The following is a 10,384-nucleotide window of genomic DNA, read 5'->3' on the forward strand; positions in this document are numbered from 1 at the left end:
AACCCCATCGATTACCCCCTGTGGGAGCGAGCTTGCTCGCGAATACGGTGTGTCAGCCACATAAATGCTGACTGATCCGACGCCTTCGTCGGATCGCCGCCCGGAGCAAGCTCGCTCCCACAGGGTTCTTTGTCAGACTTCAGGCCGGAGGCTTTCAGCAACGCCTGGGTGTAGGCATGCTGCGGCGCCGCAAAAATCTGGCGCGACGCTCCCTGTTCCACAACCTTGCCGTCCTTGATCACCATCAAGTCGTGCGCCAGCGCATGCACCACCGCCAGGTCATGGCTGATGAACAGGTACGTCAAGCCATGGCGGATCTGCAACTGCCGCAGCAATTCCACCACCTGTTTCTGCACCGTGCGATCCAGCGCCGAGGTCGGTTCGTCGAGCAGAATCAGAGCGGGTTCCAGCACCAGGGCCCGGGCGATGGAAATGCGCTGGCGCTGGCCACCGGAGAATTCGTGGGGATAACGATGCCGGCTCTGCGGGTCGAGGCCGACTTCCTCCAGCACGCGGATCACCGCTGCTTCACGCTCTTCGGCCGTGCCGATGCCGTGGGTCAGCAGGCCTTCGGCGATGATTTGTTGCACCGACATCCGAGGGCTGAGGCTGCCGAACGGGTCCTGGAACACCACCTGAATCTGCCGCCGCAACGGACGCATCAATCGCTGATTGAGCAGGCTCAATTGCTTGTTGCCGAAACGAATGTCGCCCTCGGATTCCACCAGCCGCAGAATCGCCTGGCCCAGTGTCGACTTGCCCGAGCCGGACTCGCCGACAATGCCCAGGGTCTTGCCCCGTTGCAGCCGGAAACTCACGCCGTCCACGGCCTTGATGTATTCCTGGGTGCGGCTGAACAACGCCTTGGGCAGCGGGAACCAGACTTTCAGATCATCCACCTCCAGCAGGTTGTGATCGAAGCGGCTCGGCACCGGTGCGCCCGATGGTTCGGCCTCGATCAGCAGGCGACTGTAAGGATGCTGCGGGGTGCGGAACAGCGTTGCGCAGTCGGCCTGTTCGACGATTTCCCCGTGGCGCATCACGCACACCCGCTGGGCGATGCGCCGCACCAGATTGAGGTCATGACTGATCAGCAGCAGCGACATGCCGAGGCGTTGCTGCAACTCGATCAGCAGCTCGAGAATCTTCTGCTGCACGGTCACGTCGAGCGCCGTGGTCGGCTCATCGGCAATCAGCAATTCCGGCTCGTTGGCCAGCGCCATGGCGATCATCACCCGTTGCCGCTGGCCACCGGAGAGCTGGTGCGGATAGGCCTTCAAGCGCTGCAACGGCTGGCGAATGCCCACCAGTTCCAGCAGCTCCAGCGTGCGCTGGCGCGCGGCACGGCCCTTGAGTCCCTTGTGGATCTCCAGCACTTCGCTGATCTGTTTTTCCACCGTGTGCAGCGGGTTCAGCGAGGTCATCGGCTCCTGGAAAATCATCGCGATGCGATTGCCGCGCAAGCCGCGCAGTTGTTGTTCGCTAGCGTGCAGCAAGTCCACGCCGTTGTAGCGGATGCTGCCCGTGCTGCTGACGGTCTTGGCCGGCAGCAAACGCAGGATCGAGTGCGCCGTCACCGACTTGCCCGAGCCGGATTCGCCGACCAGTGCCAGGCACTCGCCACGGCGGATGTCGAGGTTCACACCGTGCACCACTTCGTGCCCGGCGAAGGCGACGCGCAGGTCGCGGATTTCAATCAGGTTGTCGGTCATTTCAGCTCCGGGGATCAGGATCGCGGATCGAACGCGTCACGGCAGGCTTCGCCGATAAACACCAGCAGGGACAGAATCAGCGCCAGGGCAAAAAACGCCGTCAGCCCTAGCCACGGCGCTTGCAGATTGCGCTTGGCCTGGCCGATCAGTTCACCCAGCGACGCGGTGCCGGCGGGCATGCCGAAGCCAAGAAAATCCAGCGCGGTGAGGGTGGCGATGGCGCCGGTCAGAATGAACGGCAGGTAGGTGAGGGTGGAGGTCATGGCGTTGGGCAGAATGTGCCGGCGCATCAGCTCGCTGTCCGTCAGGCCCAGCGCCCGCGCGGCCTTGACGTATTCCAGGCTGCGCCCGCGCAGGAACTCGGCGCGCACCACGTCCACCAGTGCCAGCCAGGAAAACAGCGCCATGATCCCCAGCAGCCACCAGAAACTCGGCGAGACGAACCCCGACAAAATGATCAGCAGGTACAACACCGGCAGCCCTGACCAGATCTCCAGCACTCGTTGCCCGAGCAAGTCGACCCAGCCGCCGTAATAACCCTGCAACGCTCCGGCGACGATGCCGACCAGCGCACTGACAGCGGTGAGGATCAGCGCGAACAGAATCGAAATCCGCGTGCCGAAAATCACTCGCGCCAACACATCCCGCGCCTGATCGTCGGTGCCCAGCCAGTTGCTGGAGGACGGCGGACTTGGTGCCGGTTCCGTGAGGTCGTAATTGACCGTGTCGTAGCTGAACGGGATCGGCGGGAACAGCATCCAGCCGCCCTGATCCTCGATCAGTTTGTGCACGTAGCTGCTGGCGTAATCCGGCTGGAACGGCAGTTCGCCGCCGAAATCGGTTTCCTGATAATCGCTGAGGATCGGGAAGTAGAAGGCGTCGTGGTAGCGGATCACCAGCGGCTTGTCGTTGGCGATCAGTTCGCCGCCGAGGCAGATCAGGCACAGCCCGATGAACATCCACAGCGACCAGCGCCCGCGACGGTTGGCCTTGAATTGCGCGATGCGCCGCCGGCCCAGAGGGGAGAGTGTGAACATCAGGCAGTCCTCGCCGAGAAGTCGATGCGCGGGTCGAGCAGGGTGTAGCAGAGGTCGCCGATCAGCTTGATCAACAGGCCGAACAGGGTGAACAGAAACAACGTGCCGAACACCACCGGATAGTCCCGAGACACCGCCGCTTCGTAGCTCATGCGCCCGAGGCCGTCGAGGTTGAAGATGGTTTCGATCAGCAGGGAACCGGCGAAAAACACCTCGATCAACGCCGACGGCACACCGGCCACCACCAGCAGCATCGCGTTGCGAAACACATGGCCGTAGAGCACGCGTCTTTCGGTCAGGCCCTTGGCGCGCGCGGTGATCACGTACTGGCGGCTGATCTCGTTGAGGAAGCTGTTTTTGGTCAGGATCGTCAGCGTCGCAAAACCGCCAATCACCAGCGCCGTCACCGGCAACACCAGGTGCCAGAGGTAGTCGCCGATCTTGCCCCACAGGCTCAGGCTGTCGAAGTTGTCAGAGACCAGACCTTGCACCGGAAACCAGTTGACGTAGCTGCCCCCGGCGAACACCACGATCAACAGGATTGCGAACAGAAACGCCGGCATCGCGTAACCGACGATGATCGCCGTGCTGCTCCAGACATCGAACGCGCTGCCGTTTCGGATCGCCTTGCGAATGCCCAGCGGGATCGAAATCAGGTAGGTGATCAACGTCGCCCACAGGCCAAGGGACAGCGACACCGGCAGCTTCTGCACGATCAGATCGGTGACCTTCGCACCGCGAAAGAAACTGCTGCCCAGGTCCAGTTGCGCGTAGTTCTTGAGCATCAGCCACAGGCGTTCGTGCATCGGCTTGTCGAAGCCGTAGTGGTGCTTGATCTCTTCGATCAGCGCCGGGTCCAGGCCACGGCTGCTGCGCCCGGCACCGCCGATCGCGGTGACCTCGCTGGCGCCGCCCATGCTGTGCCCGCCGAAACCTTGCAGGCGGGCGATGGCCTGTTCCACCGGGCCGCCGGGCGCGGCCTGCACGATGACGAAGTTGACCACCAGAATGCACAGCAGCGTCGGGATGATCAGCAACAGACGTCGACTCAGATAACGCCACATGTCACTGGCCCCCCGCGAGTTGGTGCAGGGCACTCATCTGCTGGTTGGTCAGCGGCTTGGCCGAGACCTCCCACCACGTATCGAGGCCTTCGCTGTAGATCGGCTGCACCGGCGGCCTGCCGAAACGGTTCTGAAACACCGTCGGCGTGCCTTTGGAGTAGTAGTTGGGAATCATGTAGTCACCCCATTGCAGCACCCGGTCGAGGGCGCGGGCGTAACGCACCATGGCGTCGCGGGTATTGGCCTGGACCAGGCCGTCGATCAGCCGGTCCACCGCCGGGTCCGCCAGCACCATCGAATTGGAGCTGCCGACCTGCGTGGCGCTCTGCGAGGCAAACAGGCTGTACAACTCGCGGCCCGGCGAGACGATCGGGTCGCCGCTGCGCGGGAAACTGGTGACGATCATGTCGTAGTCCCGGGCGTTGAGCCGGTTGATGTACTGCGCCGAATCGATTCGTCGCAGATTCAGGGTGATGCCGATCTGCGCCAAGGTGCGTTTGTACGGCAGCAGCATGCGGTCGAAGCCGCCCTGACCATCGAGGAAGGTGAATTCGAATGGCTCGCCGGCGGCGTTCACCAGTCGATTGTTTTTCGGCGTCCATCCGGCTTCGGCCAACAGCTTCAAGGCCTGCAACTGCTTGTCGCGGATGTAGCCGCTGCCATCGGTTTTCGGCGCCTGATAGACCCGGCTGAAAACCTCGTCCGGAATCTGTCCGCGCAGCGGTTCGAGGATCGCCAGTTCGCCGGCGTCGGGCAGGGCGGTGGCGGCCATTTCACTCTTCGGCCAGTAGCTGTTCTGGCGCACGTAGAAGCCGCGCATCATCTGCTTGTTGGTCCACTCGAAATCCCACAGCAGGCTCAGCGCCTGACGCACGCGGCGATCCTTGAACAACGGGTTCTGCAGGTTGAACACAAACCCCTGGGCGCTGGTCGGTTTGTCCGGGGCGAGAATCGCCTGTTGCAGGCGACCGTCACGCAGGGCCGGGCTGTCGTAGCCGACCACGTAGCCGGACGAGGAAAACTCGCGGTTGTAGTCGAACGCGCCGGCCTGCAGCAGTTGTCGGGCGACGTCGGTGTCGCCGTAGAAATTCACGGTCAGGCTGTCGAAGTTGTACAGCCCGCGACTGACCGGCAGGTCTTTGCCCCACCAATCCGGATCGCGCTGGAAACCGATGCTGCGTCCGGCGTCGACCTTGCTCACCCGGTACGGGCCGCTGCCCAGCGGTGGTTCGAAACCGCCGCCGTTGGCGAAGTCGCGGGTCTTCCACCAGTGCTCGGGCACCGGTCGCAGCGACGCCAGATCCAGCGCCAGGGTGCGGTTGAGGTTGTTCTTGAAGGTGAAGCGAATCTGTCGCGGGCCTTCGATCAGCACGTCCTGCACATCGGCGTATTGCTGGCGATAACTCAGGCTGCCCTTGGTCATCAACAGCTCGAAGGTGTAGCGCACGTCTTCGGCGGTGATCGGCGTGCCGTCGGCGAAACGCGCCTTGGGGTTCAGGTTGAAACGCACCCACAGGCCGTCGGGATCGCGCTCCATGGATTGCGCCACCAGACCGTAGACAGTGTAGGGCTCGTCCAGCGAGCGGAACGCCAGCGGCGAATACACCCAGTCGTTGACCTGCACCACGGAAATGCCCTGATCGGCATACGGGGTGATGTAGTTGTACTGACCGATCTCCATCGAAGCGCGGCTGAGCGAGCCGCCCTTGGGTGCGTCGGGATTGACGAAGTCGAAGTGCTGGAAACCGGCGGGGTATTTCGGCGCTTCGCCGTACACCGTCATCGCATAGCTGCCGCCGGCCAGCGCAGCTGCCGCGTTGCACAGCAGCGCGCTGCCGAGCAGCAGGCCGGCCATGTTGCGCATGAATGTCATGAAGTCGTTCCTCTGAGCCGGAAAAACCCGAAGCGGCGGCAGGCCGCTGCGGGATGCGAATTCGCAAGGGGAAGGGGCCGGCCGGAGTCTTGCGCGGCCCCGACCGGGACTCAGAAGTGGTACGTCATGCGCGCAAACAGCGTGCGGCCCAGCGGATCGGTGTAGCGCGGGTCATAACCGCTCTGGAAGTTGTAGGCCTGGTTGGAGAACGGCGGATCGCGGTCGAACAGGTTCTTCACCCCGGCATCGACGTCCAGCACCTTGTCGAAGGTGTAGCCGGCCGACAGGTCCCACACCGAATACGATGCGACCCGCGCGTTGGTCTCGCGGTCGTAGTCGTTGTAGCCGGTGGTGAAGCGGTTGGTCAGCGCCGCGCGGGCGGCGCCGAAGGTCCAGGAACCGGTCAGGTTGTGTTTCCAGCGGGCAATCACCCCATCACCCTTGAAGTCGCCGACCTTGTCGGTGAACGGGCCCTTGATGGTGCTCTGGAAGTCGTACTCGTCGACATAGGTGCCTTGCAGGCCCAGACCGAATTGACCGTACGGCGTGTTCGGGAAGCGATAGTCCAGCGACACATCGACGCCGTTGGTTTCGACGATGCCGAGGTTGGCGTTGCCGGTGACGATGTAATTGAGCGTGCCATCGGCGTTGCGCACGAAGCGGTCAGGGTAACTGCCGGCCTGATCGAACACGGTGGATTCCGGGAACGGCTGGATCTGGTTGGAGATGTGAATCCACCAGAAATCCAGTCCCACGGACAGATTACTGACCGGTTGATAGACGAAGCCCAGCGTCACGTTGCGCGCCTTCTCCGGGGCCAGGTCTTCGTTGCCGCCGATCTGGTTGAGGAACTGCTGACCGCAATCGCGCCCGCCGTTGCCGCCCGGTTGCACCACGCCGCCGGTACACAGTACCGGGTCGTTGTAGTAGCCCTGGGTGTAGGTGATGCTGCGCGGCGAATACAACTCATACAGCGACGGCGCGCGGAAGCCTTCGCTGTAGGCGCCGCGCACCACCAGTTCCTTGAGCGGCTGATAACGGAACGAATATTTCGGGTTGGTGGTGCTGCCGAAGTCGCTGTATTTGTCGTGACGCACGGCGGCGGACAATTCCAGGCTGTCGAGCACCGGCACGTTGATTTCCGCGTAGGCGGCTTTCACGCTGCGGTCGCCCTCGACGCTGCCGGCCGGGTCGATGCCCAGGCTCTGGATGTCGCCGGCGAACGGCTCGAAGTCCTGGTGGAATTTCTCTTTGCGGTACTCGCCACCCAGCGCCAGACCCGACGGGCCGGCACCGAACCAGTCACCGATCTCCCGGCTGATCCGCCCGTCGAAACCGGCGACCCGACCGACCGCCGTGGAATAGGCGCCGTGGTACGCGGCCTGGTCGATGTATTGCTGACCGGCGCTGGTCTGCGGGCCGAACGGGTTGAGCAGGCCGCTGGCCAGACCGTCGATCATCGCCTGATCGCTGACGTAGCCGCTGGTGACGCTGGAGACGATCTTGTTCTGGTTGTACGAAGCGCCGACGTTGTAGTCCCAGCCGCCGACCAGACCGTCGAAACTCAGCAAAAAGCGCTGGCTGGTGTTCTGGTCTTTCGATTCGCGCGGGCCGGCGGCGGTCTCGCGCCAGTTCACGTCCACCGGTTGCGTCGGGTCGAGGGCGAAGCCGGTGGGCGCCGGGGTGATGCCGTTGCCGGGGTAGTAGGGCGAGGACGAATCCAGGCTCAGGCCGGTCAATGGCGCTGGGCCAATAGCGGTGGCGTTGTTGTTGCGCGACCAGAAGTATTCGAGGTTGACGTTGTGGTCGTCCGCCAGTTTGCCGGTGGTCTTGCCGAAGAACGACGTCTTCTCGGTCTGCGGCACCAGGTCGATGTACTCGCGGGTGCTGAAGCGGCAGAGGCCGTCGCGGGCCACCAGGTTGGGGCCGTTGCAATTGCTGTTGGCCAGCGGGTTGGTGGCGTTGCCGTTCTGGCTGTAGTTGCCGGGGAACGCGGTGCCGGAGGTCTGGTCCAGGCCACGGCCGGGCACGTAGTCGCGGGCGAAGGAGCGGTCGTTGGCGTCGAGGTTCTGCTGCTTGTTGTAGTTGAACACGCCGAGCACGTTGAAACGGTCCTGCTCCAGGTCGCCGTAGCCCCAGCTGGCGCTCATGTCCTTGGTCGCACCGCCGCCACTGTGGGTCGGGGTTTCGCCGCCGAGGGTGAGCTGGCCGTCGGTCATGGATTTTTTGGTGATGAAGTTGATCACGCCGCCGATGGCGTCGGTGCCGTACAGGGCCGAGGCGCCATCGCGCAGTACTTCCACACGCTCGATCGCAGCAAACGGGATCATGTTCAGATCCACCGCGCCGCCGGCCGAGTTGGTACCCGACAGGGCGTTGTTGGCCAGCCGGCGACCGTTGAGCAGCACCAGCGTCTTGTTCGCGCCGATACCGCGCATGTCGGCGAACGAGGCGCCGCCGGTGGCCGCGCCGACCGAGCCTGCGCTGTTGTTGATCGACTGGCTGCCGGTGATGCGCTGCACCAGTTCGGCGGTGGTGGTCACGCCCTGTTTGCGCAGCTCTTCAGCCTTGAGCACGGTGATCGGCACCGCCGTTTCCGCGTCGACCCGACGGATCGCCGAACCGGTCACTTCGACCCGTTGCAGTTGCGTGGTCGGCGCGACCACCGCAGCGGCGGCCGGGACGCTGTTGTCGTCCTCGGCAGCCTGAACCCCGGCGCCCATCCCCATGGCCACCAGGTACAACGGAACGAAACGGTGGCGGGAAATCGTCGCCACCAAAGGTTTGAGCGTGAAGCGTGGAGTGTTCATCAGCATGGTTGTTTCCGACTTTGTTAGACGTTTATCGAAATGGCCTTGTGAGCCCTCTTTGCACGGAGCACGGTGGTGCCGCGCCGCGAAAACCACTTTCTTCAAGCAAGCCGATCCCCTCCGAAGACGCGCTGCGTTTTTTCGGTCGGCCGATTGCGACGGGATTCAACGAACGGTGTCGGGCGCGTCCCTCACTGCGCGCCCGGCACCGCCGTCAGCGGGTGGTCATCACCGATATTTTGGTGATGCCCGAGCGCTCGATGGACGCCATGGCTTTGGCGACCTGGCCGTAATTCACGGCGGAGTCCGCCTGCAGTTGCACGCGCACTTCGGCGTCCTTGGCCTTGACCTCCTTGAGGCTGGCCTCCAGTGATTCCGGCGCCAGCTCGGTCTTGGCCAGGAAGAACTTGCCGTCCTGATCGACGCTGACCACCACCGGATCCTTCTTTTCGGCAGGGGCGACGGCGTCGGTTTTCGGCAGGTTGACCTTGATCGCGTTGGTCATCAGCGGCGCGGTGACGATGAACACCACCAGCAGCACGAGCATCACGTCCACCAGCGGCGTGACGTTCATTTCACTGAGCACTTCATCGCTGTCTTGAGTGGAAAAGGACATCAGCTGGCCTCCCGCACGGCGGCCGTGGATTTGGCGATGGCCTGGCGGCTGATGGAAAACGCACTGCGCGAGGCGAGGGCGTCGAAGTCGTGGGCGAAGTCATCCATGTCCGCCGAGGCCAGCTTCAGGCGCCGCAGGAAGAAGTTGTAAATCAGCACCGCCGGCACCGCGACGGCAATGCCCACACCGGTGGCGATCAGCGCGTGGCCGATGGGCCCGGCCACGGTTTCCAGGCTGGCCGAACCGCTGGCGCCGATGCTTTGCAGGGCTTCCATGATTCCCCACACCGTGCCGAACAGGCCAATGAACGGCGCGGTGCTGCCGATGCTGGCGAGGATCGCCTGGCCGTTTTCCAGTGAGCGGCGTTCCTTCTGGATCTGCTGGCGCAGGTTGCGTTCCAGTCGATCGGCACGGTTGATGGTGTGCGCCAGTTGTTGGGTGGTGCGCGGGGATTCTTCCACCAGCAAGGCTTCGAAACCGCTGCTGGCGATCCGCGCCAGCGAGCCCGGGTACTGGCTGGCGTGTTCGGCGGCGGTGAGTAGATCCGGTGCGCCCCAGAAGGCTTTGCTGAACTGCCGGTTCTGGGTTTTCTGGCGCAGGTACTGCGCCGACTTGACCAGCAGGATCGCCCAACTGACCACGGAAAACAGCACCAGCCCCCAGAGCACGCCGGGGACAATCATCGAAGACAAAGAATCGTTCATGGCTACACCTCGCTTGCGTTAATCGGTTGTGAGTTCGGTTGTCGCGCCGTCATTGCGGCAATTTGAAATCGATGGTCTGGGTGGCGAAGCCGTCGATCGGCGTGTCGCCGCGCTTGGCCGGGATGAACTTCCAGGCCTTCACCGCTGCGACCGCCGCGTCATCCAGTTGCGGCTTGCCGCTGGATTTGGTCACCGTCACCGAGCCTGCGCGACCGTTGGCCAGCACCTGAATCCGCAGCACCACGCTGCCTTCCCAGTTGCGCCGCAGGGCCAGCGACGGGTATTCCGGCGGCGGGTTGCCGAGGCTGGCGAGGCCGGAAATCGCCGCCGACTCTTTCACCGGGCCCGGTGCCGCCGCAGGTGCCGGCGGCGCACTCGGGGTGGCCGGGGCGGCAGGCGCTGCCGGTTGCGCAGGGGCGGGCGGCGCTTTCGGCGGATCGGCCTTTTTCACCGGTTTGGGTTTCTCGACCGGTTTCGGTTTTTCGATCGGCTTGGGTTTCTCCACCGGTTTGGGCGGTGGCTTGACCGCGTCCTCGTCTTCCACCGGTTGTTCCGGTTCGGGCGGTGG

Annotated in this window: 8 protein-coding genes; all 8 read right to left on the reverse strand. The window is 63.7% G+C overall.

Annotated features, from left to right (window positions below; all coding sequences use genetic code 11):
- Positions 1-11: 11 nt before the first annotated feature.
- Positions 12-1,712 carry an ABC transporter ATP-binding protein gene (locus tag K5E37_RS26040; RefSeq protein ID WP_260404506.1) on the reverse strand — a complete coding sequence of 567 codons (1,701 nt, stop codon included), beginning with the start codon at positions 1,710-1,712 and terminating at the stop codon, positions 12-14.
- Between the two features lie 14 nt (positions 1,713-1,726).
- A complete protein-coding gene (locus K5E37_RS26045) occupies positions 1,727-2,749 on the reverse strand; it encodes an ABC transporter permease (protein WP_221535521.1) in 1,023 nt (340 codons plus the stop codon).
- Positions 2,749-3,813: a microcin C ABC transporter permease YejB gene (locus tag K5E37_RS26050; protein WP_221535522.1), complete on the reverse strand. Its 1,065-nt coding sequence runs from the start codon at positions 3,811-3,813 to the stop codon at positions 2,749-2,751. Before K5E37_RS26050 ends, K5E37_RS26045 begins: the two co-directional genes overlap by 1 nt.
- A 1-nt stretch (position 3,814) precedes the next feature.
- Positions 3,815-5,686: an extracellular solute-binding protein gene (locus tag K5E37_RS26055; protein WP_221535523.1), complete on the reverse strand. Its 1,872-nt coding sequence runs from the start codon at positions 5,684-5,686 to the stop codon at positions 3,815-3,817.
- Between the two features lie 110 nt (positions 5,687-5,796).
- On the reverse strand, positions 5,797-8,502 hold the full coding sequence (locus K5E37_RS26060) for a TonB-dependent receptor (RefSeq protein ID WP_221535524.1): 2,706 nt from the start codon (positions 8,500-8,502) through the stop codon (positions 5,797-5,799).
- Between the two features lie 208 nt (positions 8,503-8,710).
- Entirely contained in the window at positions 8,711-9,112 is a 402-nt protein-coding gene (locus K5E37_RS26065; RefSeq protein WP_007959059.1) for a biopolymer transporter ExbD, read from the reverse strand.
- The gene (locus K5E37_RS26070) at positions 9,112-9,816 is read right to left on the reverse strand and encodes a MotA/TolQ/ExbB proton channel family protein (RefSeq protein WP_197870039.1); all 705 of its coding nucleotides are present in this window, start codon (positions 9,814-9,816) and stop codon (positions 9,112-9,114) included. The genes K5E37_RS26065 and K5E37_RS26070 overlap by 1 nt, the downstream gene beginning before the upstream one ends.
- 49 nt (positions 9,817-9,865) lie before the next feature.
- Positions 9,866-10,384: energy transducer TonB (locus tag K5E37_RS26075; RefSeq protein WP_221535525.1), on the reverse strand; the 519-nt coding region annotated here is incomplete at its 5' end.

The organism is Pseudomonas sp. RIT778 (assembly GCF_019718735.1).
Lineage (GTDB): Bacteria > Pseudomonadota > Gammaproteobacteria > Pseudomonadales > Pseudomonadaceae > Aquipseudomonas > Aquipseudomonas aphyarum.